Below are 24,714 nucleotides of genomic sequence, written 5' to 3' on the forward strand. Positions count from 1 at the left end.
TGAGCTAGCTTCCGTAGCGTTTCAACCACTCTTTCTCAAGAGCGGCTTGCCAGCTTGGGTGCGGTTCGTCAATAGACTTGAATTGCTGCGTCTCTTTCGCCGAACCCGTTAAGTATTGACTACTCAATACTGATGGATCTCCCCAAATATTGAGGTCACCTTTACGTGACTGGGCTTCAGGACTGAGTAAAAAGTTAATCGCGACTTGAGCACCCGCGGCAGCGTTGGTATTCCATGGTATGGCAAGGAAGTGAATATTCGACAATGCTCCTTGCTCCATAGCGTAGACTTGAGTGCTTGGTGCCAGTGTTCCGTTTGCTTGTGCGGAGTAGACGGAGTTAGGGTTGAAAGTGAGCGCGAGATCAATTTGACCATCATCAAGCAGTTGTATTGACTCTGATGTACCGGCTGGAAACTGCTTACCGCCACGCCATGCGACAGTGTGAAACTGATTAAGGTAGTTCCACAAAGGCTCCGTCACTTGTTGGAAGCGCTCGGGGTCAACGGGTTCTGAAAGTGCTTGGTCATAGTCCGTTAGTTCAATGAGGAGCGCTTTGAGAAAACTGGTGCCATGAAACTCAGGTGGGCGTGGGTAGCTTAGACGGTTTGGGTACGCTTTGGCATAGCTGAGCATTTCAGAAAACGAACGTGGTGGGTTATTAAGCGATAGCTTATCGTGAATAAATACCAGCTGACCTACCCCCCATGGTGCTTCTAGCCCTTGTGTCGGCTCGGTGAAATCGACGTCTACAGGTAGTGATTTATCGACATATTGCCAGCTAGGCAGGTTTGCAACGAAAGGGCCAAACAATAGTTGGTTATCCTTCATTGATTTAAAGTTTTCACCATTAATCCAAACCATATCAACGCTGCCACCGCGATTTTTTCCTGCGGCTTTTTCGGCAATTAGGCGAGTGGTTGTTTCGGCGATATCGGTGACTTTTACATGTTTAAGTTCAACGCCATAGTTGGCTTTAATCTCTTGACCAGCCCATTGAATGTAACGATTGATTTCTTGACTGCCTCCCCATGCGTGAAAGTAGACAGTTTGCCCTTTGGCTTCGTCAAGCGTTTGCTGCCAACTTTCTGCTGCTATGGCAGAGAAGGAGAGTGCAATTGAAGAGAGTAAAGTGATCAGCCTTGTCATAATCGTCCCTGTTAATTGAGTTATTTATATCGGTTAGGTTACTAGACCGGGGTAGTTTAGTTATCTATTCATTATGACTTAAAAAAGAGTGATTTATTATAGATTTGAGAGGAATGTTGTAGAGATGTTTGCACAGAGATGAATGAATACAAAAAAGCAGCCACTTGGGCTGCTTCAAAACGAGATTTATAACGATCAGTTTTTCCAGTCGTTAAGTTTAAAAGTCAGTGTATGGATGTCGTTTTTAAGCACCATGCTATCCTTGGTCAGTGACATATCACTCCAGTTAGACAGTGTTTGTGAAAAAGCTTGCTCAACATCCATCAGATCGCCGACGCACATCTTCATTGTCATGCCCATTTTTTCGATGCGAAATTTATTTTCATTCAGTTCCGCTTGACCGAAGAAGTTATTACAACCTGCATTGCCATTGGCGGTCATTTTTTCGCCGACCTCTAAACGTGGCGCAGTCTGGTTTTCTGTCAGTTTAATCGGGTTACCATTAATACTCACTAGCTCCCAATTATGATGTTGGAGGTCCTGTGCCGTAATTTGAGGGGTGTTGTCACCGTTCGAGGTACACGCAGTAACAACCCAAGGGAGGCTAATTGCGGCAAGTAATATTTTTGGGCTAAGCTTCATATTGTCAACTCCAATAAATTGATAAACACACCACTATGGATGGCGCAGTGACAGCAGTATAGTGAATAAAAGTGTATTTTTGTCAATAGCAAGTCATAGTTTGGTCTGGGTCACATATTAAAACTTATTGATAAACATGAAGTTATACATGACGTAGAGTGTTTTTATCGCATCAACCTATAGTGAGAAATTGTTTGGAACAATTAGAGTTTTTCACCGTCCCTAGCCCCTGTGTTGGCGTCTGTACCGTCGATGACAAAAGTTATTGTCAGGGTTGCATGCGCAAACGGGAAGAGCGCTTTAACTGGCTAGCAATGACCCCAACACAGCAACTGCATGTGATTAAACTCTGTCGACAGCGTTATTTGCGTAAAATAAAACAACAGCGTGCTGAAAACATACCACCTAACCTTGATGATAACCCGCAACAAGATCTTTTTTAAAATCAAAAGGTTTACACTTTTCTCACTATTAGCTATAGCTTAATTATCGTGTGCTCTATTGGTAGGTTTACTATGACGATACCAAGTTCATGTGACAACCCTTGCATTGGGGTATGTCAAACGAATAGCTCGGGGATGTGTATTGGCTGCGGTCGATCAAGAGAGGAGCGTTATCAGTGGTATCAACTACCAGAGCATCAACGTAGAGAGATTCTGTTTCGTCTTGAGCAAGAACCTCTCATCGCGATAGATTTTACTCAACTTATTTAAGTCCCCAATGGTCACTGACCCAACCACCAGCGTGTTCATCAAAGTGACAACCAGAAAATCGGTGATTGAGCTCGCTGGTTTTAACATCGTGCCGTTCATCATCGAGAAGGTGTTGAATATAACTCGCCATCTGATCCGTGCCTTTGAGCCGTTGTTGGCGAGTGGCGACTTCTTTAATCATTTGTAGACGGTACGAGTTGCTTGCGCGTTTCATGCAGTGATCCTCCTAGTTGTGACACTAATATGAAAAGTTAGGAGTTGAACCCGCAGGCGTCAATGTGTTTTGAGTAAAAAGTGAGCAATTTGACATAAAAGACAGTTACAAAAATTCACAGTCGAAATAATTTGAAATCTATCGTTTTGATTTGACGAGGATTGTGTTGATGGGGTGGGTAACACAATGAAATAAAAAATTCACAAAGTGGTGTTGCAATAACGCCTCGCTGTACGAGGCGCTGTTGGGACTACATACCGAAGTTAATGATTGGGAAGCAGGGTAAGAAGCCATTGTCAGCACAGTTGATTAAACCGATTTGAACGCCTTCAATTTTGGTTGTTTTATTGAAAACACCAACTTGTACTGTTGATTCACTAGATAAGTTTACGGCGCCAACGTCAACCATAGTGTTGCCTTCAGAATAGTTAACAAAACTCACGTTTGCACCTTTAACGTCTTTGGTGAGGTTAACGGCTCCCAAGTTGACACCGGTTGTTAGGCCTTCGTTCCAGTTCAGTAGTCCGAGAGACGCACCAGTCATCTCTTGATTGACTTTTGAAGCACCTAAGAAAAGGCCAAAATTAACACCTGTCGTGGTATTGGTTTCAGATAAACCAATAATAGAGAAATCGACACCTTTAACACTGTCTACTTTGCCGTGAAGAGCCGATAGACGAACGCCTGCCACTTGAGTGTTATCAGGCGCATTGAAATCGTTAAGTGATGAAAACATAACGGGTGTTGCGGCGATAGCAAACGAAGAGCTTAACGCTGTTGTGATAGCCACTGCAGTAAGGATCTTTTTCATAATAACTCCGAAGTTGTATTGATTAGCTGAGAGTTAGTCAGCATATGCTTATGATAGCTTACTTTGGTAGTATAGATGCAATGTTAAATCGAGGTTAAAAAGCAATAGTAATATATTGTTCTTTAATGTTTTTACTATCAAATAAAGAAAAACCTTGTCGCGACAAGGTTTCTATTAGGATTCTCTATTTACAGCTTACTGACTTTGCTGGCTACATCGTTGAGACGTAATGAGCTCATCGGCCATCAGTTGACCACGGCTATTACGCATCTTGATGCGATAACTTAAACCCACGTCGAGGTTTTTCTTAGTTTCAGGATTGTCGCAGTAAGCACGAATACTTGTTTTAAGTACTTGATCGATCGGTTTCGCCCCTTTAGCTTCCTGATTATATACCATCATAATTTCAATGGTTGTTTGGTTAGCTGTTGCTCTAAGAATCGACAGAGGGCCCGCTTCAATCGGTAATTCCGAAGCGAGTAAACTGGCGCGATTTTCTGCAACCATTGAAAGGTGGTGTTGTTTCTCCATCTCTGTAGATGAACATCCTGCGAGAAGAGTGACGAGTATGGCTAATAGTGCTGATGTTTTGACTGAGGAACTGATCATTAGAATACTTTCTTAAATGGTTTTACGATAACACTTTGATAAACACCTGCTTCAATATAAGGGTCTGCATCGGCCCACGCTTGTGCTTGCTTGAGTGAATCAAATTCGGCGATTACCGTTGAACCAGTAAAACCGGCTTCCCCAGGGTTGTCGGAATCAATAGCTGGCATAGGCCCCGCAGTTAATAAACGACCTTCATTTTGCAGATCTTGCAAACGAGCTAAGTGAGCTGAGCGTACACTAAGACGCTTTTCAAGAGAGTTTTCTACGTCTTGGGAAAAGATGACGTACCACATAGGTGACTTCCTTTTTACTAATACTAGTGACTGTATGATTACTTTACCCTAATCGACGCGATTGAAAAGCGCTGAACGTTAGATGTTGCGATAACGTTAAGGGTTTACACGATTGGCCTTGGCCTACCATCGCTATCGATCGCGACATAATTAAACGTTGCGTCGCAGACCATATAACGATCTTCCAGTCCGGTTTCTTTGACAGGTTTAACCCACACCTCAAGATCAATGCTCATCGATGTGCGACCAATTTTAGTACATTCGCCGTAACAACATACCACATCGCCAACACGCACAGGCTTTTTAAACGTGATGCTTGAAACAGAGACAGTCACGATTCGGCCTGATGATATTTCTTTAGCCAGAATGCCACCAGCAAGATCGAGTTGTGACATGATCCACCCACCAAATATATCGCCATTGGCATTGGTATCTGCGGGCATGGCGAGGGTTCGTAGTAGTAGTTGTCCTTTGGGGGTCTGCTTTTCTTGGTTCATATTGACATCCGCGATAAGAATACAGCGACTAAGTTGGCCGCTAGAAAAATAAGATTGTAGCAAAAAAGTGAGTTTAATCGCTAGAGCTAGCCTCGTTGTCCTGCTTAAGCATATGTCGGTAGATATAAATGCCCGTGACCAGTGTCCAGCCGAAGGTAGCGGCAAGTAAGCCAAATACTTTGAAATTTACCCAAACATCAAGAGGAAGTTCGAAAGCGACATAGACGTTAAGCCCTGCGCATAGAGTGAAGAATACAACCCAAGCCCAAGTTACCTTGGCCCAAACGACATCTGGGAGGGTTAACTCCTTACCAAGCATGCTTTTAATTACAGACTTTCCGGTCAGGTGACTGATAGCCAGACCGAAGGCAAAGACCAAATAAATAATGGTCACTTTCCATTTGATAAAGTTATCGTCGTGTAGAAACAAGGTCATACCACCAAAAATTGCTACCATCACAAAAGTGACTAATTGCATTTTTTCGACTTTTTTATAGATCAAATAAGTGATGATAAGTTGAATTGCCGTTGCAACGATAAGAGCACCAGTTGCGGCATAGATATCGTGCATTTTGTACAATACGAAAAAAATAATTAACGGTATAAAGTCGAGCAGTTGTTTCATGGTGAAGGTCAATGTGAGGAAAGCAGCCCTTAGTCTAACCAAAACGTATGGATTGACAAAGGGCTCACTGATCTTAAATGGCGAGTTAGTTGGATGAAAAGTTCAAGATACGCTTGCAGTCTTCTAGGTAACCCTCATCGCGTAAGCTATCTACTGTAAATTGTAACTCTTCATCGCTCATCGAAAAACAGCTTGATTTGCCCGTCATACCACTAAGATATTGATGGTATTCCAATTCAGTGAAGTGGCCGACACGTTCGACGAGTAAGCTTTTAATACCGTGATGGATAAGTCGGTAATAGGTGTGGCGTTGAACTTCCATAACGTACCTCTCATGCCGCGGCCGTTTGTTAGTTTGCCGCTAATGTTTGATAGCTATGACTAAAGCATATTTGATGCCATTCTAATAATGACGTTGTGACACTCAATTGGCTTTTAATTTTAGTTCGAAAATACAATGTCTTGCGAGAGAAAGAGTTTGGCAAGGGACGCTTTCTTTCGTCGACAGACTCAACTTGAGTGGCAAAATGAGGCCCAAAATGCCACGATTTTGACTTTAATCAGTTTCTAGAGTGAAGATTGACTCGAGTATTGAATTCAAAGCTTGCTTGGTGGTTGGTTTGCTCAACCGTCCATCCATAAGTTCGCTCATTCGTTGAATATCTTTCGCGGCCGATTCTCCAGAAAGGGCGATAATAGGAATGGTTGGATAGTTTTGTTTGATGATACTTGCGGCTTCAAAACCATCCATTACAGGCATTTGGATATCCATAAAAACGAGATCAATAGGGTTGTTGTGAATGATTTCAATCGCCACTTTACCGTTGTTAGCTAATATTACACCATAACCTAGCTGTCCCAGATAGAGCTTAACCAGAGCGCGTTGAATTTCTTTATCGTCAACCACCAATATAATTGGTGATAAGGCTAGGTTTGGTTTTGTTGGCTGTGCTGCAACTGCAGTAGGCGTTATGCAGGCGTTCTCGACCGACTTTGAATAAGTGATTGGTTCAAAGGGGGCGACTTGGTCCAAACTCATATTGGTTGCAGGGAACGACAAGGTAAATTCGGTATATTTGTTAGGTTCGGACTCGCAACTGATAGAGCCACCAAAGGCATTCATGACACGTTGGCAATAGCCCAACCCTAAACCACTACCGCCGCTTTTGTTGTGGCTGAAAAAATCATCGAATATTCGAGTCAGTAAGTTTTCAGGGATGCCAGGGCCTGAATCACGGAACACTACATAGTTTTCGTACTGCGCTTTTTTTGTATAAATTTCTATTTTACTGTTTGGATAGGAATCAAAATAGTAAATGGCGTTACGCAGTAAGTTAAACAGAACGAAGTTGAATAGGGTGTCATTGATTTTTACCACGAAGTCTTGTTCAGTCAATATGGATATACGCTTAAGATCATCATCATTATCGAAGCCATATTGATTGATCGCGGTATTAATTGCGTGAGCAATCGATGTCGCTTCTGACGGCTCTTGGTCGAGAGATGAACTATTTACTTCCCGAAGAATAATATCAATCAGCTGGCGACCACGTTTAACGGCCTGTTTGCCTTTACTGACGTGTTGCAGCAAGTTGTCGGCGTTATTTGGCGATAGCAGCTTTTGGTGAAGTGATTCAAATTCAAATTGAACTTGCGCGAGTGGGTTTCTCATTTCATGAGCGATCGAATTGGCCAATGCCTGTGATTGGCGAACTTTTCTCTCGTAGTTGATGTGAACTTGTACCTTTTCGAGTACACGCTCCATGGCTTTGAGTTCTTCGAATGAGAAATTAACTCCGCCTTGTTTGTGACTAGAAACCAATACATGAGATAACTTGTTCTTTCCTTCATAGATCGGCAGAACTAAGGCAGATTCCATTTGGTTCATGTTTTTATGCAAAGTAGAAAGTTCTTGGTTGCGCGTTTGCTCGATGGCGTCTTCTAGCTCGTCAATAACGAGTGGTGTTCTGTGGCTTTCAAAGTAAGAGCGATATATGTTCGCGCCTTGATAGTCGTCCAATAGCTTTAGTTTGTCACTGGGTACCCCTAAGTACGTTGCAAGAGACTCCATTGCCCTGCTGGGGGACTTTTGGAATTCATCTTCCAATTGAGCAATTTTTTCTGTTGGAGAGACTCTTGACCCATATAGAGCACAACTTAGGCATGTTCTAACCATTTTTGATGTATACGGCCAAGACAAGCCAATCGCCATGATAGTCAGTACTATCGCGGTAGTATTGATATAATTTAGTGGGACAAACAGCCCGACAGCAAGGGTGTAAGCCGCGGCTGTTATCAGCAGAGACAGAGAAATGAGAGATAGGTACCTTAAGCTATAAAAGCGAGAAGCCAAAATCGCGTAACCCATAAACAGCATTTCGCTCACCGACAAAGCGGGCGGTAACCATGTCAGCGAAAAATTATTGAAGAAATAGGTAAAGCCCATCTGGATGACGGCTGTGGAAGCCATGAAAATGGTCATTCCAAGAATCATGTAGTTGATTCGTGTACGTCTAATGCGGTTACTACTTTGTTTAATTGAGAGAAGGTTAATAAAAGTCATACCGAACAGTGTCGTGAGTCCGATAAAAAAGGGCCTTGTATATTCACCAAATTCCAATATGAATTGACTTGGGCCGTTGATGATTACGCCTCGGATCATAAGATCAGGAACAAAATTAATCGCGACACAAAAGAGTATGGTTGATCCGGCGATGACATGTTGCCAAAAACTTGAACGTTTACTCGTGTAATGATTTTTCAACTTAATAGAAAAATAATACGCGGAGCTAAACGCGAGCAGTGCAGACAAGTTAGCCACAATCGCCATTTTTGCGCCGACCTCTGCCCCCCCCTCAACAAGTAGTCCAGTATGGAAATACGCATTGCTCAATATCCAGATAGAGAGCCCTAGAGTATAGGAAATATAGTGTCGATATTGCTGTAAGCTATTAATTCCCTGTTTTTTGGCCAACGCCGTGCAGAAGTATCCAGCCCAGACAAAGACAAGTATTGCGGTTAGGAGCAAGACGATTGCTTTAGGATAAAATAGTTGTTCAGCAAGGTAACTAAGCATAATTAAGCTCTTGTCTATGTTGGCGATGTCGCTTCAGTTGAGTAATTGCACCCGTTTTATAATTGCGGTAATTACATTCAGATAGCGCTTGGTTAAGTTGCTCGATAAACCAAAGGCCTTTAAAGGCTGCAAAACCTGAATCCGATGTTTCGCTGTAGCTTAATGGCAAGTAAGCGCATTCTTGTATGCTCTGGTAGTAATGCACCATAAGTGGTTGTTCAATTACAACGAAGGCGATCTGGAAGCCGAGAGTTTGTAGTTGCGCCATCAATCTTTTTTGCGATAAATACAGGTAGAATATTTTGTGATTTTGTTTGCCACTGACGGTGAGTCTGATGATCTCACAGCATTTTTCATGGTCAGTGACATTTTGCCACAAAGCATTTTCATAATTGGCAGAGGAAGTATCCGGTATATAAGCTGCTGAAGACAAGAGGTTAAGCTCAACTAATCGCTTTTTTACACTATCTTGATTAATTAATTGCCAGCAATTGGTTTGAAAGAACGGTGAGAAATAGAGCCAATTGTTAGCGTCAGTGTTCTGATTTACTTTGGCGGTTGAAACAATCACAGGTAATGGCAGTTTGGCAATCATTTGTGCGAGTACAAAATGAGTCCCGCGTGCAGACACATCTATTTCGTAAAGCATCTCATACCAATGTTGTTCCCAAACAAAAGTGCTGAGATTAATGAACATCGCTGCATCAGGCAATTCCAAGGCGTATTGACAGTGAAGGGTATAATACAGGTTTGTGTGGTTCTCTATTTCTTCAATGACGCAGTCAACGTAATCCCCTTCACTTTGGCTAAAATCAGGTGTGGCGTTTAGCCGTAAAGCGTTAGGCTGCTGTTGATATTTTTTCTCAATTTGCCATATGTTGAAAGCACACCAAGCTTGTGCCCAATCGTCGAACAGCTTTAAAGCGCTTATTTCCAAGTGGTGCCATTGAGTCGGTGTATTTACTAATGGGTGGTCAACACAGGCGTAATAATGAGGGGATTTGAGTTGCGTCGCGATGTTTTTAGAGCGAAGTGAGCTGTTTTTCACACAAACCTGAGACAGGCGCTCATTCAACACATGTTTGAAAAAGTGGTTACTGTCTACACCGAAAAGTGTTTCAATTTGCTCGAATAGAGCATACTGCTCATTCTTGACCCCGTATTCAGTTGAGGTTGAATTATTGAATCTAGCCATACATCAGTTATTAGTAAGTTTTTATAATTTAGGTGGTTAGTATTCATGGAGAACCATTTTTATGCAACTCTGTTTCTATAAAAGAATCACTTTGATAAGGCCAATATTTATATCAGTGATGTGATGCACATATTTTCGTCATTCTCAGTTTTTTACTTGAGGCTAGAATAGTTTTAGTAGGTAGATTGAAGCAGTGAAGTTTCTCCGGCTATTTTCTATTCTTTAGACTTGTTGTATGGTGATTGGGTTGTCAGGCGTAAGTTGAGTTTTCTATTCCACATCAAGGCCTTATTCGTATGATCACTATTTTTTGGAAGAATGTATCGACTATTTTATCATTAGCGCACTAAAGTTCTGGTTTTTAAGTTTCGTTATTGTGCTAATCGCTTAAAATCCTGCTTTAATAGTGAACTATCCTTTTGTTTTTATAGCGAAATAGTGCTCATTGTATAAAAAAGTTGGCGAAAATCATAAGCTTGTCATACACTTTCCAGAGTAAAGCCGATATGTTGTTGATTGGCTTAGCGAAAGTTAGGGTGTCGCCTTGAGGTGGCAATGTTTAACACAGCTTTGAGGAAAGTTTTATGGCGCTCACAAAGGCCGATTTGGCTGAAAACCTGTTTGAAAAGCTTGGTTACAGTAAACGGGATGCCAAGGATACGGTTGAGGCGTTTTTCGAAGAAATTCGTAAAGCACTAGAAAGTGGCGAACAGGTAAAACTGTCTGGTTTTGGTAACTTTGACCTTCGCGATAAAAATGAACGCCCAGGTCGAAATCCTAAGACCGGTGAAGACATTCCAATCAGCGCTCGTCGCGTTGTGACCTTTCGCCCAGGTCAAAAATTGAAAGCTCGCGTTGAGAATATTGAGATTAATGACTAACGATTAACGACTCTCAACGTGACAGGTTTGTTTGTTAATCTTTGACGGCAAACCTGCTAGATACTTAAACGCCCCAGCTATTGCCGGGGCGTTTTGCTATCTAACACCTTGACGGCTAGTCACGCTTCCAAAGTGCATGGCAGAATTTATTCTCTGGGTCACGGCTAATCAGCAGACGTGCAAAAACATCATCCAAGACATCATCTTGTTCATTAACCAAACCTACACGAACTTCAGCATAGGTCTCTTTGTTGACCTCGAAGCCCACCTGCTCTTGCCAATCATCGCCAGTTTCGACTAACTCTGCAGCGCCACGCTCTTCGAACTGCGCGGTGAAAAGAATAACATCAGCAGGTTCTAGGTTGTCCGGTGCCATCTCCAAGAAGATATCGTAAGCCGTATCAATGGCTTCGTCGTAAGAGATCAATTCCGCCATCGTTATGCTCGGCTCATGTATTTACGTTCTGTGGTATTGATAATGACACGATCACCAGTAGCAATATACTCAGGGACTTGTACCGTCAGGCCCGTTGAAAAGCGCGCAGGCTTGGTACGAGCAGAAGCTGAAGCGCCTTTAATTGAAGGGTCGGTCTCTTCAATTACCAGCTCTACAGAAGCAGGCAACTCAAGACCGACAGCCTTGCCGTCAACCAAGATAATGTGAAGGCCTTGAATCTCTTCGGTAATAAACATTAAATCGTCGGAAATTTCATCTTGTTTGAAGGTGTATTGTGTGAAGTCTTCATTGTCCATAAAGATGTATTCGTCACCATCAACGTAAGAGAAAGCCGATGCACGTTTAAACATATCCACGGTGTCGACCACATCGTCAGATTTGTAACGTTCATCAACGCGCGCACCAGTCGTTAAATCAGTGCAGCGAAGCTTATAGATTTTTGCGCCGCCACGGCCACCAGGAGTCGTCACTTCAATATCTTTGATTAGTAGCGTTTTGCCGTTTGATTCAATCGCAAAACCTTTTTTCAGTTCACTTGCCTTTGGCATGAACAATTTCCTTCGTATGTGAGTTAGTCTGAGTATTATATATCGAGACAATAACGGAAGGAATATCTTGATTGATCAATCGCGCTGAGCGAACATAAAAGCACGTATTCCCGATTAATTTGTTAACAATCAAATGCATCTATCCACCATCGACACCAATGAAGCCTTTCAACCTCAGTACCAACCAGTGATTGACGCCTTGGTGAGCTTTATGGTGAGTGGGTTGGGGGATAATCTACATAGTTTATATTTGTATGGCAGCGTTGCGCGTAAAACCGCTCGACCTGGTCAATCGAACCTAGATGTGATCGTGGTAACTCAAGGTGGTTTCAGCGACATAAAAACCACCTTGTTCAACTCGATTCGTTGGCGTTTTCAAAAAGCGTATCCTTTTGTCACCGAAGTTAGTTTTAAAACAGCCTTGGTCAGTGAAGTCGCGAGTCTCGATAGTATTTTTTCGTGGGGGTTTCAACTGCGCCACTGTGCGGTCTGTATCTATGGTGAGGATCTTTCTGAATGTTTTGGTGATTATGAGCCTAGTTGGGAGATTGCTAAGCAATGGAATATGGATGTGGAAGATTGGGTCGCGGTGTATCGCAATCGAATTGCTCGAGCAGATAAGCCTGAAGATCAGATTAAAGCGCAAAAAATCATCGCTAAGAAGCTACTCAGAGCCAGCTATTCTTTAGTGATGTACAAAGATAAACGTTGGTTTGAAAATCCCATCGAGTGTGGCCAAGTTTTTTTGCGCTACTACCCTGACAAAAAGGTCGAGGTGGATCGCTTAGCCATTTTGTTGTCAGGGCGGCTAGTCGCCAAACGCTCGGTGATAGGAATTTTGGATGGCTTTGGTGACTGGTTAGTTAAGCAATATAAAAAAACAGAATTTAGAATCGGCTAGTATTCATTTTGTTTTTAATTTATACCGTTATTGGATTAGAACAGCCCGAGTTGTGGCTCAGTTAAGGTTGTAAAGTCTATACCGATGAAGGGCAAGATCGCTTCGGCAACGGGTTTGAGTTGTTTGTCGATGTAATGTTGATAGTCAATAGCACTTTTTTGATATTCACTCGGCTCAGGTCCTGAGATCGTGATGACATACTCAATACGTCCTTTATTTTGGTATTGCAGTGGTCGTCCAAGTTGCGCATTGATTTCATCGGCCATGCGTGCGGCGCGCACTTGCGGCGGAATGTTCTTTTGATATTCATGCAATCGTCGACGCAAACGTTTTTGATAGATGAGCTTGTGATCAAATTCGCCTGTTTTTGTCCTCTCAACAAATTCGCGAACATAATCACTTGGGTTTTGGTCGTGAAATATCATCGAATAGAGCTTTTGTTGAAACTCTTGCGCCAGCGGTGTCCAGTCGGTGCGAGCGCTTTCGAGGCCCTTAAACACGATCCGTTCAGATGCGTCTTCACCAATAAGCCCGGCATAACGTTTTTTTGACCCCGTCTCTTGGCCCCGTATGGTCGGCATTAAAAATTTCTTATAGTGCGTTTCATACTCGATCTCTAATATCGATTTAAGGCTGTACGTGTCGGCTAAATGAGTCGTCCACCAATGGTTGATATAGTCGACCAATTCATTGCCAACCGCGTCAGCTTGTTGTTGCGAGTATTCGCCGCCAAGAGAAACAAATGTTGAATCAGTGTCGCCGTAAATCACTTGGTAGCCACGCTGCTCAATAAGTTGTTTGGTTTGCTTCATGATTTCGTGACCCCGCATCGTGATACTCGACGCCAAACGTGTATCAAAGAAGCGGCAGCCAGATGAGCCTAGCACACCATAAAATGAATTCATGATGATTTTTATCGCTTGGGAAAAAGCCTTCTCGTTGTTCTTCTTCGCCACATCTCTTGCCGCCCATAAGGTTTCGATCATCTGCGGCAAGAAATGGTGTTGGCGATGAAACTGACCGCCACGAAACCCTGGTACTGCTTGATTCTCTTCTTTTCCAATCTCTAGCTGTAGCCCTTCAATAAGGCCCATGGGATCAATTAAAAAACTGCGAATGATAGAGGGGTAAAGGCTTTTGAAATCTAGCACTAACACTGAATCGTATAAGTTAGGGATCGAGTCCATTACATAACCGCCGGGGCTCGCTACCCAGTTCTCAGACTCTAGGTTCGGGGCAACGTAACCTGCGCGATGAATCTGTGGCAAATACAAGTTAGTAAATGCGGCGACTGAGCCGCCAATACGATCGAGCTCGACGCCGGTAAGTTTAGAACGTTGAATTGCAAATTCGAGTAAGTGGGTATGATCAAAAATTCGATTGACCAACACACAGTCCTGCAGATTGTATTTCGCTAGTGCAGGCTTGTCGTGACGGTACATATGATTGATTTCGTCCATGCGGTCATGCACGTTATGAATTTGTTTTCCTTCACCAAGCAATTGTTGAGAAACCGACTCCAGTGACCAACTTCGAAAATGATAAGTCGCAGTTTTTAACGTGTCGATGCCATCCATCACCACTCGGCCGGGAATGGTGATAAATGCTTGCTGAGTTGATTTAGAGGCGCGGAAAAAGCTGTTTTGCTTTGCACGACCAATTGCCAGCTTAACTTGATTCCACTCAGCACGTTTATGCAGTAATCGGAAATCAAAATCAATGACGTTCCAGCCAATGATGACATCTGGGTCAAATTGAGCAAACCAGTCCACAAGAGCCAGCAAGAGAGCTTTCTCATCGGTGACCCATTGGATAGGAGTGTCGTCGACGTGTTGTGGGCTACCAATCATGATCACTCTGCTGTCCATTGGACTATCGAGACCAATCGAGTAAAGCACGCCTTTCTCGGAGCATTCTATATCGAGCGAAACAACGTTGAGTTGTGGGGTGAAATCGCCACTACGGCATTTAGGCTGGGTGATTCGCGTATAGCCAGAACGATTTTGCGTGTTGCCAGTAAATTCAAGGCTTCCCTTAATGAAGCGCTCCATCAAAAAGCGATCAGCCAAGCGAATGTCATCTTCAAGAACGACAATATGGTGTTGTTTGAATTGCTGGCTTAACGATTGAGATTGTCTAATTGAGGTCGTATAACACGCCGTCAATGGCGTTGCGTCAAAGTCTTTTAGTTCGAGTGCCACAAAGGTGGCAGCAATACCTTGCTGTTGAGCGATGGACTGAGCTTGCGCCTGTGCACTTTGTGCGATGAAAAAAACCGGTTTTTCTCCCTCAATGATCAGTTGAGTTGGCCCTTGCTCAGTGATAAGCCATAAATCAATTTGAGTGGTAGCCGAAACATCACGTGCTTGACGAGTAAGTAAGAAGCCTTGGTTAATTTTCATTTAGTTACTGTAAAATAAAAGCGAAACTCTAACACAGTGTTTAGCTTTTTGAGTCTAACATATTGACGACTAGTAGTATAAGCACCCGATGACTCTATCGCAGGCCACTGATCGCTTATAGGTAGCGTAAGCCGTTAGCTCATTGCCTGCGACAATCAATACATATAAACCAATGCATTTAATAAGTGAAAATCTGACTAGATGTGACACCCTTTCAATCAGATGTTTGGTGGAAGTTTTTCACTAAAGTATTGATTGGTATGTTAATATCGTATTAAGCGTCAGTTCTGAAAATAAGTACTTGCTAAAGTTTGCGTTTCAGCACATATTCAGATGAAGCTAAATTTTAATTTTTTAGATAAACTAGGCAGCTATGCTGTAAACCACATTTTGTGGGTGCAGGGCCAATTAGAAAGTGTGGAGATACAAGTTTGATAAATGTTTTCCTTGTAGATGATCACGAGCTGGTTCGCACAGGGATACGACGTATTATTGAAGACGTCCGTGGAATGAACGTAGCAGGGGAAGCTGACAGCGGTGAAGAAGCAGTAAAATGGTGTCGTAGTAACCACGCAGACGTCATTTTAATGGATATGAACATGCCAGGTATTGGTGGCTTAGAGGCAACCAAGAAAATTCTGCGTTTTAATCCAGATGTTAGAATCATCGTGTTAACGGTTCATACGGAAAATCCGTTTCCAACTAAAGTGATGCAAGCAGGCGCCGCAGGCTACCTGACTAAAGGCGCGGGTCCAGATGAAATGGTCAACGCTATCCGAATGGTGAACAGCGGACAACGCTATATCTCACCTGAAATCGCACAACAGATGGCGTTAAGTCAATTTTCTCCGGCATCGGAAAACCCATTTGCTGATCTGTCTGAGCGCGAACTACAAATTATGTTGATGATTACGAGAGGTCAGAAGGTGACGGACATCTCTGAGCAGCTGAGCCTCAGCCCCAAAACCGTCAACAGCTATCGCTACCGTTTGTTCAACAAACTCGATATTAGTGGTGACGTTGAGTTGACTCATCTCGCGATTCGTCATGGCATGATAGATACTGAGACTCTCTAAGGGGCTAGTCCCCAAATGTTTTTATGGTCCAGTTGAAAGTATAACCATGCCCCAATTTGACTCTGCTTCTTTCTTGAGAACTGTCACTAATCAGCCCGGCGTTTATCGTATGTATAACGCCGATGCTGTGGTGATCTACGTTGGTAAAGCTAAAGATCTTAAAAAGCGTCTTTCGAGTTACTTTCGCGCTAAAGTTGACGGCGAGAAGACGCGAGCCTTAGTCAGTAATATTACTAAAATTGATGTCACGGTGACGCACACCGAGACAGAAGCTTTGATCTTAGAGCACAATTACATAAAACAGTACTTACCTAAGTACAATGTGCTGTTACGTGATGATAAATCCTACCCGTATATCTTTATCAGCGCTCACAAACACCCCAGATTATCGATGCATCGAGGGGCGAAAAAGCGCAAGGGAGAGTACTTCGGACCTTACCCAGATTCTGGTGCGGTGCGTGAAACGCTTCACCTTATTCAGAAAATATTTCCAGTAAGGCAGTGTGAAGATACGGTTTACAGTAACCGTACCCGTCCTTGTTTGATGTACCAAATTGGCCGCTGCGCAGCCCCCTGTGTTAGCACGATTATTTCCGACTCCGACTATGATGAGTTGGTGGGTTATGTGCGGCTGTTTTTACAAGGTAAAGACAAACAAGTGCTGGCTTCGTTGGTAGAAAAGATGGAGCAGGCAAGTCAAAACCTGCACTTTGAGCAAGCAGCCAAATTTCGCGATCAAATTCAAGCAATTCGCCGTGTTCAAGAGCAGCAGTTTGTCTCTGAAGACTCGATGGATGATATGGATGTACTCGGTTTTGCTCAGGAGAACGGCATTGCGTGTATTCATATTCTAATGATACGGCAGGGCAAAGTGCTGGGGAGTCGTAGCCACTTTCCTAAAATTCCGAGTAATACTACATCGCAAGAAGTGTTTTATAGCTTCCTTAGTCAGTATTATTTGAGTCATAACGAAGCGCGCACGATTCCGACTCGGATCATTTTAAATCAAGAGTTGACCGATGAAACGCAGCCTATTGCTGATGCGTTATCTGAGATAGCAGGGCGTCGAGTCACATTTCAGGTCAATCCAACCGGTACACGTGGGCGATATCTTAAGTTGGCCAATACCAATGCACTGACCGCCATCACGACCAAGATTAATCACAAGATGACTATTTCGCAGCGTTTTAAAGAGCTTCGACAACTGTTGGGTCTAGAAAATATTCTACGTATGGAGTGTTTTGATATCTCACACACCATGGGCGAGAGTACGATTGCGTCATGTGTGGTGTTTAATCAAGAAGGTCCGGTCAAACAAGAATATCGTCGCTACAACATTTCAGGTATTACCGGAGGGGATGACTACGCCGCAATGGGGCAGGTGCTTGAGCGACGTTATTCAAAACAGTTAGATGTTGAAAAAATCCCAGACATCGTTTTCATTGATGGTGGTAAAGGGCAGCTTAATCGCGCTCATGAGATTATCGCGCGCTACTGGAATGACTGGCCAAAGCGCCCAGTATTGATTGGTATCGCTAAAGGCGTGACACGTAAACCAGGTTTGGAAACATTGATTACCCTAGAAGGGGATGAGTTCAACTTACCCAGTGACGCGCCCGCGCTGCATCTGATGCAGCATATTCGCGATGAAAGCCACAATCACGCGATTGCAGGTCACAGAGCCAAGCGCGGAAAAACCCGTAGAACCAGTGCACTAGAAGGTATTGAAGGTGTTGGGCCAAAACGTCGTCAAGCGCTGCTGAAGTATATGGGCGGTTTACAAGAACTTAAGCGGGCGAGTGTTGAAGAAATCGCCAAAGTACCTGGAATCAGTCTATCTTTGGCAGAAAACATCTATCAAGCATTGAAACAATAGCAAAAATCCCGCAACATAAGACGCTGCTTGGAAGCAGCCAACCGAGCCATACGCAAACAAAAGAGCCTTAAAAAATATGCGTTTAAATATCCCCAACCTTTTATCTTTGTTGCGACTATTCTTAATTCCAGTCTTTGTCGTTGTGTTTTATCTACCTTACAGCTGGTCTCCTTTCGCCGCAGCCATGGTATTTTGGGTCGCCGGCTTTACCGATTGGTTAGATGGCATGTTGGCTAGGAAGTTGGGGCAAACTTCTCGCTTTGGTGCGTTTATTGATCCAGTAGCTGATAAAGTGTTAGTAGCCACGGCACTGATTTTGATTACCGAGCATTACCATTCTATCTGGATAACGATTCCCGCCGTGACCATGATAGCGCGAGAAATTATTATCTCTGCACTGCGTGAGTGGATGGCTGAGATTGGCAAACGTGCGAGTGTGGCTGTTTCATGGGTTGGTAAAGTCAAGACCGTTAGTCAGATGTTTGCACTGTGGGTACTCATTTGGCGTTACGATGACTGGATGATTTGGTTAGGCTACGTGGCATTGTATGCAGCGACCGTATTAACCTACTGGTCGATGGCGCAATACTTGTTAGCGGCCAAAGACGATTTGCTCGATAAACAGCATCATTAATGAAAAAGCCCATCACCGATGGGCTTTTTCATATTCAACGCCGATTCAGTTAAGCTCACAAAATGAAGATTAATCTTTGCGATATGATTGATAGGCGCATAATCCTAGTTTGAAAGGGCGATGTTACCTCGATATAGAACGATCTGTTGCCTAGGTTTGTTGGGGTAATTAAGTGTTGCTAGCATCATTGAGTGATGTGAAATAACGATTTTTGTTCGTTTTGGCGGTAAATTAGACAAACGATTTAAAAAATTAAAAATAGTGTTGACGAACAAGTTCGAATCCGTAGAATGCATCCCGTACCCAAGAGGAACGCAGAGAAATTAGCGCGAGCCTTAAGGGATATTGAGGCGCCTTGGCAGAGTGGCTATGCAGCGGATTGCAAATCCGTGGACCTCGGTTCGACTCCGGGAGGCGCCTCCACTTGCGACACTAGCTCAGTTGGTAGAGCGCAACCTTGCCAAGGTTGAGGTCACGAGTTCGAACCTCGTGTGTCGCTCCAAAATATTTTTGATAGTGATTCAATTGAATCGGTATCTAGATGGTGTCTCCATCACAAATTTAGATTTGTGTGCCCTGGTGGTGGAATTGGTAGACACAAGGGATTTAAAATCCCTCGGCGTTCGCGCTGTGCCGGTTCAAGTCCGGCCCGGGGCACCATCTAATGCGACACTAGCTCAGTTGGTAGAGCGCAACCTTGCCAAGGTTGAGGTCACGAGTTCGAACCTCGTGTGTCGCTCCAAATATAAAACCCTAGCTTTTAGCTAGGGTTTTTTTATACCTGTTAAAAGTATGAACTCAAGCCTCAGCCTGATCGGATGACTATATCAGTGGTGTGATTTTGACTAAAATTCACATAAACTGTGGGCTTATTGACAAAATTTTGACCGGTGAAGAAGAGATGATGACTGTTTTTTGTGGCATTGAATTGGCCTTAATGTCTCTTCTCACTGGTTTCAAACCGTTACTCAATCTGCATGGCTGTCTTTTCTTCGCCCTTGACGATTCTGCTCAACAAAGCCTTGTTAAGTCTTTTTTTGTCAGTCGAGTCAATAATTCGTGAAACTGTTCAACATTCCAAAAAAGCTTGCGACTAAGCTCACCATCAATCAAATGTTGGTCGTCTCGCATTTGTGTCTGGTTATAATTTTAATTAGTGGCTTTAGTTACAGTCGTTATCATAGTGAATGGCATCGACATGTCGAGTATTCTGCTTCTATTGCTAAGCTGACCATAGCACCGCACGTTCCGTTTTTGTCTAATGCAGTCGCTGGGATGAATTATGCGAGTTTAACCATGCCTGAGTCACAAGCTGCGTTTGCTGCCATTAACGGTCTTGAGTTTCTCGACGTAGTTGGACAATCAGACTATATCAATCAAGGGGTACACCTGCGTTACCTTCGTCGTCTTGGCGCTTTATGGCGAGGCGATGTTTTACCCGCTGAGATTGATGAGTTAAAACAAAAATCACAATCGATCATGCAGATGCTCGAACAAACGCCTGAAACCAATACCATCCGTTACAAAAAGCTGCAGTACATGATTAACCGTACCCAAAATCAGTATGATTGGCTGGTAGAAAGTCAGTCGCTAATTAACACTGCGAATATTCCATGGCAAAAAAAGATCGATTCCGAACAAGGTTACTATCTCGATCCTGACCATTATGCCTTGAGCATCGTGTTACCACTGAGAAATAAAAATGGCGGTGAAGTGTGGGCGGTGTTTGATGCTAGTGAATTGGTCAATCTGAGGAACCGTTTAATTGAAGAGGTACTCGCGGAAGCGATTGTTGCGTTAGGTATTTCCCTTATTCTGATCGGTTGGGTGTCACACTGGATTGTCTCACCACTAAAGTCTTTGGCTGCACATATGCGTGCCGATCACTCTCAATCTGAATCGAGTGCGTTGATTGAAATGGATCGTGACGATGAAATTGGTCAGTTGGCGAAAGCTTACAATGGCCTGTTAACCAAAATACAGATTCAGCTCAGTATATTGCGCACCAAGTCAGATACCGATCCATTAACAGGTTTAGGTTCACGACATAAGTACTCGCGAACTACTCTGCCGTTTATCAAATCCAACTTAGCTAAAGGATATTATGTCGGTTTGATTATCTGTGATGTTGATAACTTCAAACCGTACAACGATCTCTACGGTCATACTGAAGGTGATAACGCACTGGCCAAAATTGGCGATAAGCTTAACCTTCTTGCTCGCGATAGTGATTTAGCGTTTCGTTATGGTGGAGAAGAGTTTGTGGTTTTATATGCACGTCCAGAATTAGCGCAGCTTCATCACTTCACCGAACGTCTGCGACGTGAAGTTGAAGGGTTAGCGATACCACATCAAGGCAACCAACCTTACGGTGTAATAACCATGTCTATTGGCAGTTGTGTCGCTGAACAGAATGATATCTACACTCACTATACTACGCACCAAGAGTTACTTGAGGTGATGTTTAATTCCGCAGATAAGACCTTATACAAGGCGAAACTTAAAGGGCGCAATCAAGCACTTTGGCTCACTGTGCCGATACCGCATAAAGAACATCCGCCATATTAATTGGCTCGGATTAAGCGGTATATATTGCCACTATCAGTACTGAAAATAACATGACCGTCAGGCAGTACTTCGATATCCCGAACTCGTTCAGCTAAATGTTCCATCAGCCTCTGCTCAGTAACGGCGACGCCGTCTTGTAAAGTAACGACATTTATATGAGTCAGTTTTAAGGCGCCCACAAGCAACTTACCAGATAGCTCAGGATAGCGATTCGCGTTATATACAACTAAAGAGCTGGGTGCAATGGAAGGTATATAGACTTTCTTTGGCGAGACAATCCCTTCTTTTTCTTCAGACTCACCCACATCAATTGGCCCCCAATACTTGTAGTGGTCAACTAAAATTGGCCACGGTTTTAGAGTTTTCCCAATATAATCGTTCTGATTCATTGGGAGTTAGACCACCGTTATACTGATGTGGTCTGAGTTGGCAGTAGTATCCGATAATGTAACGGGTAATCTCTTGTTGAGCCTCAGCGAAGCTACGATAACCCACAGTTGGCACCCATTCAGTCTTCAGACTTCTAAAGAAACGCTCCATCGGCGCATTATCCCAACAATTTCCTCGGCGAGATAAACTCTGTTTTATTTGAAAACGCCACAGCAATTGACGGTATTTACGGCTAGTATAATGACTGCCTTGATCGCTATGGAACATAACACCTTTAGGCTTACCACGTGACTCATAAGCTATCGAAAGAGCTTTGCCTGTTAGTTTAGAATCAGGTGATAGAGACATCGACCAGCCAATCACTTTTCGGGCAAAAAGATCGATAACAACGGCTAAATACATCCACCGATTACCTGTCCAAATATACGTCACATCACCAGCCCAGACCTCATTTGGGGCGGTAACCGCAAACTGACGACCTAAGTGATTTGGAACGTCAATATGTTCTTGTGAAGCTTTTCGGTAACGATGTTTTGGCACTTGGCAACTCACTAAACCAAGCGTTCTCATAAGTTTTGTTGCTCGGTATCGGCTCAGCTTTACACCCTGATTTGTGACTATATCTGCAATGGTTCTAGCTCCCGCAGAGCCATTGCTTGCAGCGTGAGCCTCACTGACCAAGCTGCGCAACTTTACTGTTTCAGCGTTAATTACCGTTGGGCGTTTAAGCCAATAGTGATAACTACTTCGATGAACATTGAAGACTTCGCATAATGTTTTTACGCTGTAGCTCTGCTTGAGTTTCTTGATTATCAAGAATTGTTCAGTGAGTCCGACATCAACAGAGCCGTGGCTTTTTTTAATATTTCATTATGCTCTTCAAGGCGAGCCAACTTCTTTTTTAATTCCCGAATTTCTATTTGCTCAGGGGTCATCGGTGAAGCTTTCGGTGTTTTTCCTTGGCGCTCTTCTCTAAGCTGGCGAACCCACTTATCCATCGTGGACTTGCCCACATTCATGGCTTGGGCTGCTTCAGTCACTGAGTAATTTTGGTCTAGGACTAACTGAGCTGCTTCTAACTTAAATTCAGCGCTAAATAGTCGTCTTGTACGTTTTGTCATAGTGTCACCTGTTAACTTATGAGGTGATGATATCACCTCTAACTAAGTGACCAAATTCACTATGCCACTACAACTCTTTACCATGGGAGGTGATAGGCCAGCCGTAGTTGCCACCTTTGACTATTAAGTTAATTTCGTCTCCCCCTCGCGGACCGTGTTCAACTGACCAAAGTTTCTTCTCACTGGGGTCGAAAAATAGCCCTTGAGGATTGCGGTGGCCGTAACTCCAAATTTCGCCTCGGGCTCCTTTCTGCGCCACAAAAGGGTTGTCTTGCGGTACTTGACCATCGGGTCGAAGGCGTAAAATGCTACCGGCATGTGTGGACTGGTCTTGTCCATTATCTCGCACTCCCCGATCGCCAACTGAAAAATAGACAAATTGATCATCAAAGGTGATGCGGCTGCCAAAATGTCGTCCGCCATCTGAACCTGAATGGGTGACGAGTAATTCTTGCCAATGGGACAATGAACCGCCATCAAACTGTGCTATTGCAAGAGTGGTTTCTATTGCTTGAGGTGTTCGCTTCGCGTAAGTGACGTAGATATGACTCGGGTTGAACGGTGAATGAGCAATATCAAGCAAACCACCTTGGCCATACTGGGCGACATTTGGTGAAGAGCCTATTCGTTGATACGCATTGTTGGTCAGATCCAGTAATCCGATATCACCACTTTTCTCACTGACAATGACTTTATTGTTTCCGACATAACTTAATCCCCAAGGGGTGGTTAGCCCAGACGCAATTTTCTCCGCATCCCACAGTGTTACTGCGTGCGAGTTTGTCGCCATCATAATGATGAGTAGAACCAGTAGCCGTTTGTCCATTGAATTTCCATTGATTGTTTAGGTTAGTGTCAGATTAACAATAGTTAATAAATACAGTAGTCAATAAATATTAGTGTCATAAATGTTTTATCAAAAAATTACTTGTCATGAGTAATAAATGCGATATTATGACGAAGTGTCAAAAATGACGATGCGTCATAAATGGTTTTATCAAGCGAATTGAATTCGTGGTATACTCAACGAATTAAGGAGTCAACGACAGATATGGATTAAGTAATCATGTTTGGTTTGGGTTGTAGCAAAAGTGATAAAAAAGATCGGCCGGGTTGTTCATTTAGTTTGACGAAGAAGCAGCAAGCGATCGCAGACAGAGAAGTTGAATTGACTTTACTGGCTAAGGCGTTGGTGCAAGAGCAAGGATGGAGCAACTTGACGATGGACAAATTGACGTCAGCAAGTGCTTATTCTAAAGGGACGATTTACAATCATTTTTGCAGCAAAGAAGATGTGATTATTGCGCTGTGTATTCATTCTTTAAAGAGTGAAGCGGTATTATTTGCACGAGCGGCAGAGTTTGAAGGCAGTTCTCGCGAGAAAGTGATCGCCCTACATGTGGGCTATCGTGTTTATGCTCGTATGGAGCCAATACTATCAACTTGCGCGATTATGGCCAAAACGCCGTGGGTGTTAGAAAAAGCGTCTCCTGAACGTGTTAAGGCTCTCAATTATCTCGAAGAACAAGTTATCGACCATGCAGACAAGCTGATCAATAACGGTGTTGAACAGGGAGACTTGAGATTCTCGCCAGGCATAGGTTCAGATGCGATCGTGTTTGCTAACTGGTCTATCGCTTTTGGTTCTAACGCGTTAACGCAAAATGCCTCAAACAGCACCTGTATCCATCGTTTACAAGATCCTTACTCGGTTCTAAACAACGCGAACATGTTGTTAGATGGGTTGGGATGGAAGCCTCTATCGACTGAGTGGGATTATCGCAAAACGTGGCAACGTGTTGAGCAAGAAATATTCTCCCAAGAGGTAGAGTTATTATCCTCAATCGGTCGCTAAGCGTGATAACTTGACCTGAAAGCCCTTTGCGGGCTTTTTAAATAACCATTTGTGACGATTCGTCAAATATGATGCATGCGCAATTCTCTGTTCAAAAAAACAGAGAATGTCATTGAATAACCAGCACTCGGCTGGTTTTTAAATGACTTTTATTGACGAAACGTCACAAATGGAGAGTGT

The 24,714-nt window shown here is 43.4% G+C and carries 25 protein-coding genes, 4 tRNA genes and 1 pseudogene; 13 read left to right on the forward strand and 17 right to left on the reverse strand.

Features of this window, described 5'->3' with window-relative positions; all coding sequences use genetic code 11:
- Positions 1–4 precede the first annotated feature (4 nt).
- Together ViNHUV68_RS05510 and ViNHUV68_RS05515 are read right to left on the reverse strand one after the other, a co-directional pair.
- Positions 5–1,147 carry an ABC transporter substrate-binding protein gene (locus tag ViNHUV68_RS05510; RefSeq protein WP_038174456.1) on the reverse strand — a complete coding sequence of 381 codons (1,143 nt, stop codon included), beginning with the start codon at positions 1,145–1,147 and terminating at the stop codon, positions 5–7.
- 195 nt (positions 1,148–1,342) lie between these two features.
- Entirely contained in the window at positions 1,343–1,789 is a 447-nt protein-coding gene (locus ViNHUV68_RS05515) for an META domain-containing protein (protein ID WP_038174455.1), read from the reverse strand.
- A gap of 194 nt (positions 1,790–1,983) precedes the next feature.
- Here ViNHUV68_RS05515 and ViNHUV68_RS05520 point away from each other — a divergent pair, with 194 nt between their 5' ends.
- Together ViNHUV68_RS05520 and ViNHUV68_RS05525 are read left to right on the forward strand one after the other, a co-directional pair.
- Positions 1,984–2,232, forward strand: coding sequence for a DUF1289 domain-containing protein (locus tag ViNHUV68_RS05520; protein WP_391089769.1), 249 nt, complete (start codon positions 1,984–1,986; stop codon positions 2,230–2,232).
- 72 nt (positions 2,233–2,304) lie between these two features.
- The gene (locus ViNHUV68_RS05525) at positions 2,305–2,502 is read left to right on the forward strand and encodes a DUF1289 domain-containing protein (RefSeq protein ID WP_391089770.1); all 198 of its coding nucleotides are present in this window, start codon (positions 2,305–2,307) and stop codon (positions 2,500–2,502) included.
- On the opposite strand, the gene ViNHUV68_RS05530 is transcribed toward ViNHUV68_RS05525, so the two are convergent.
- From ViNHUV68_RS05530 to ViNHUV68_RS05570, 9 genes are all read right to left on the reverse strand, one after another.
- A complete protein-coding gene (locus tag ViNHUV68_RS05530) occupies positions 2,495–2,716 on the reverse strand; it encodes a hypothetical protein (RefSeq protein WP_038174452.1) in 222 nt (73 codons plus the stop codon). The genes ViNHUV68_RS05525 and ViNHUV68_RS05530 overlap by 8 nt on opposite strands.
- A 250-nt stretch (positions 2,717–2,966) precedes the next feature.
- Positions 2,967–3,527 (reverse strand): VC2662 family protein, encoded by a 561-nt coding sequence (locus tag ViNHUV68_RS05535; protein ID WP_038174451.1) that lies wholly within the window; start codon positions 3,525–3,527, stop codon positions 2,967–2,969.
- A gap of 195 nt (positions 3,528–3,722) precedes the next feature.
- Entirely contained in the window at positions 3,723–4,136 is a 414-nt protein-coding gene (locus ViNHUV68_RS05540; protein WP_038174450.1) for a GspS/AspS pilotin family protein, read from the reverse strand.
- The gene (locus tag ViNHUV68_RS05545; RefSeq protein ID WP_038174449.1) at positions 4,136–4,432 is read right to left on the reverse strand and encodes a YciI family protein; all 297 of its coding nucleotides are present in this window, start codon (positions 4,430–4,432) and stop codon (positions 4,136–4,138) included. Before ViNHUV68_RS05545 ends, ViNHUV68_RS05540 begins: the two co-directional genes overlap by 1 nt.
- Before the next feature lie 104 nt (positions 4,433–4,536).
- Entirely contained in the window at positions 4,537–4,929 is a 393-nt protein-coding gene (gene yciA, locus ViNHUV68_RS05550) for an acyl-CoA thioester hydrolase YciA (RefSeq protein WP_391089774.1), read from the reverse strand.
- Between the two features lie 73 nt (positions 4,930–5,002).
- Complete coding sequence (locus tag ViNHUV68_RS05555; RefSeq protein WP_391089776.1) at positions 5,003–5,554, reverse strand: septation protein A; 552 nt, start codon at positions 5,552–5,554, stop codon at positions 5,003–5,005.
- An 85-nt stretch (positions 5,555–5,639) separates the two neighbouring features.
- Complete coding sequence (locus ViNHUV68_RS05560) at positions 5,640–5,876, reverse strand: hypothetical protein (protein WP_038174446.1); 237 nt, start codon at positions 5,874–5,876, stop codon at positions 5,640–5,642.
- Positions 5,877–6,110: 234 nt separating this feature from the next.
- Positions 6,111–8,630 (reverse strand): response regulator, encoded by a 2,520-nt coding sequence (locus tag ViNHUV68_RS05565; protein WP_391089778.1) that lies wholly within the window; start codon positions 8,628–8,630, stop codon positions 6,111–6,113.
- Positions 8,623–9,825 (reverse strand): acyl-homoserine-lactone synthase, encoded by a 1,203-nt coding sequence (locus tag ViNHUV68_RS05570; RefSeq protein ID WP_391089780.1) that lies wholly within the window; start codon positions 9,823–9,825, stop codon positions 8,623–8,625. The genes ViNHUV68_RS05565 and ViNHUV68_RS05570 overlap by 8 nt, the downstream gene beginning before the upstream one ends.
- 584 nt (positions 9,826–10,409) lie before the next feature.
- Here ViNHUV68_RS05570 and ihfA point away from each other — a divergent pair.
- Positions 10,410–10,706, forward strand: a complete 297-nt coding sequence (gene ihfA, locus ViNHUV68_RS05575; protein WP_038174442.1) for an integration host factor subunit alpha — start codon at positions 10,410–10,412, stop codon at positions 10,704–10,706.
- Between the two features lie 115 nt (positions 10,707–10,821).
- Here the strand turns inward: ihfA and ViNHUV68_RS05580 are convergent, their stop codons facing one another.
- Both ViNHUV68_RS05580 and yeiP read right to left on the reverse strand, forming a co-directional pair.
- Entirely contained in the window at positions 10,822–11,142 is a 321-nt protein-coding gene (locus tag ViNHUV68_RS05580) for an HI1450 family dsDNA-mimic protein (RefSeq protein WP_038174441.1), read from the reverse strand.
- Positions 11,143–11,144: 2 nt separating this feature from the next.
- On the reverse strand, positions 11,145–11,711 hold the full coding sequence (gene yeiP / locus ViNHUV68_RS05585) for an elongation factor P-like protein YeiP (RefSeq protein ID WP_038174440.1): 567 nt from the start codon (positions 11,709–11,711) through the stop codon (positions 11,145–11,147).
- Between the two features lie 133 nt (positions 11,712–11,844).
- Here yeiP and ViNHUV68_RS05590 point away from each other — a divergent pair, with 133 nt between their 5' ends.
- Positions 11,845–12,612, forward strand: coding sequence for a nucleotidyltransferase domain-containing protein (locus ViNHUV68_RS05590; protein WP_038174439.1), 768 nt, complete (start codon positions 11,845–11,847; stop codon positions 12,610–12,612).
- 35 nt (positions 12,613–12,647) lie between these two features.
- Here ViNHUV68_RS05590 and ViNHUV68_RS05595 read toward each other — a convergent pair whose 3' ends face one another.
- A complete protein-coding gene (locus ViNHUV68_RS05595) occupies positions 12,648–15,014 on the reverse strand; it encodes a DNA polymerase II (protein ID WP_391089783.1) in 2,367 nt (788 codons plus the stop codon).
- A 431-nt stretch (positions 15,015–15,445) separates the two neighbouring features.
- Here ViNHUV68_RS05595 and uvrY point away from each other — a divergent pair, with 431 nt between their 5' ends.
- From uvrY to ViNHUV68_RS05635, 8 genes are all read left to right on the forward strand, one after another.
- The gene (uvrY, locus tag ViNHUV68_RS05600; RefSeq protein ID WP_391089785.1) at positions 15,446–16,090 is read left to right on the forward strand and encodes a UvrY/SirA/GacA family response regulator transcription factor; all 645 of its coding nucleotides are present in this window, start codon (positions 15,446–15,448) and stop codon (positions 16,088–16,090) included.
- 46 nt (positions 16,091–16,136) lie between these two features.
- A complete protein-coding gene (uvrC, locus tag ViNHUV68_RS05605; RefSeq protein ID WP_391089787.1) occupies positions 16,137–17,966 on the forward strand; it encodes an excinuclease ABC subunit UvrC in 1,830 nt (609 codons plus the stop codon).
- 76 nt (positions 17,967–18,042) lie between these two features.
- Entirely contained in the window at positions 18,043–18,600 is a 558-nt protein-coding gene (gene pgsA / locus ViNHUV68_RS05610; RefSeq protein ID WP_038174433.1) for a CDP-diacylglycerol--glycerol-3-phosphate 3-phosphatidyltransferase, read from the forward strand.
- A 349-nt stretch (positions 18,601–18,949) separates the two neighbouring features.
- Positions 18,950–19,023: transfer RNA gene (locus ViNHUV68_RS05615), tRNA-Cys, on the forward strand.
- Positions 19,024–19,026: 3 nt separating this feature from the next.
- Positions 19,027–19,102, forward strand: a tRNA-Gly gene (locus ViNHUV68_RS05620).
- Between the two features lie 71 nt (positions 19,103–19,173).
- Positions 19,174–19,260, forward strand: a tRNA-Leu gene (locus tag ViNHUV68_RS05625).
- Between the two features lie 6 nt (positions 19,261–19,266).
- Positions 19,267–19,342: transfer RNA gene (locus tag ViNHUV68_RS05630), tRNA-Gly, on the forward strand.
- A 317-nt stretch (positions 19,343–19,659) separates the two neighbouring features.
- Complete coding sequence (locus ViNHUV68_RS05635) at positions 19,660–21,168, forward strand: diguanylate cyclase domain-containing protein (RefSeq protein WP_391089789.1); 1,509 nt, start codon at positions 19,660–19,662, stop codon at positions 21,166–21,168.
- Here ViNHUV68_RS05635 and ViNHUV68_RS05640 read toward each other — a convergent pair.
- The 3 genes and pseudogenes from ViNHUV68_RS05640 to ViNHUV68_RS05650 all read right to left on the reverse strand — a co-directional run.
- Positions 21,165–21,518 (reverse strand): annotated as a pseudogene (locus ViNHUV68_RS05640) (PQQ-dependent sugar dehydrogenase); the annotation flags it as partial. The gene ViNHUV68_RS05635 and the pseudogene ViNHUV68_RS05640 overlap by 4 nt on opposite strands.
- Positions 21,502–22,679, reverse strand: a protein-coding gene (locus ViNHUV68_RS05645) for an IS3 family transposase (protein ID WP_391087173.1) whose coding sequence is annotated in 2 segments (ribosomal slippage) — positions 21,502–22,421 and positions 22,421–22,679 — 1,179 coding nt in all. Because the reading frame shifts where the segments join, the coding sequence is not laid out codon by codon here. The pseudogene ViNHUV68_RS05640 and the gene ViNHUV68_RS05645, both read right to left, overlap by 17 nt.
- A 67-nt stretch (positions 22,680–22,746) precedes the next feature.
- A complete protein-coding gene (locus tag ViNHUV68_RS05650) occupies positions 22,747–23,505 on the reverse strand; it encodes a PQQ-dependent sugar dehydrogenase (protein ID WP_391089791.1) in 759 nt (252 codons plus the stop codon).
- 240 nt (positions 23,506–23,745) lie between these two features.
- Here ViNHUV68_RS05650 and ViNHUV68_RS05655 point away from each other — a divergent pair, with 240 nt between their 5' ends.
- Entirely contained in the window at positions 23,746–24,534 is a 789-nt protein-coding gene (locus ViNHUV68_RS05655; protein ID WP_100754342.1) for a TetR/AcrR family transcriptional regulator, read from the forward strand.
- The last annotated feature ends 180 nt before the right edge of the window (positions 24,535–24,714 follow it).

Origin of the sequence: Vibrio sp. NH-UV-68 (assembly GCF_042940635.1) — a bacterium.
GTDB classification, from domain to species: domain Bacteria; phylum Pseudomonadota; class Gammaproteobacteria; order Enterobacterales; family Vibrionaceae; genus Vibrio; species Vibrio pacinii.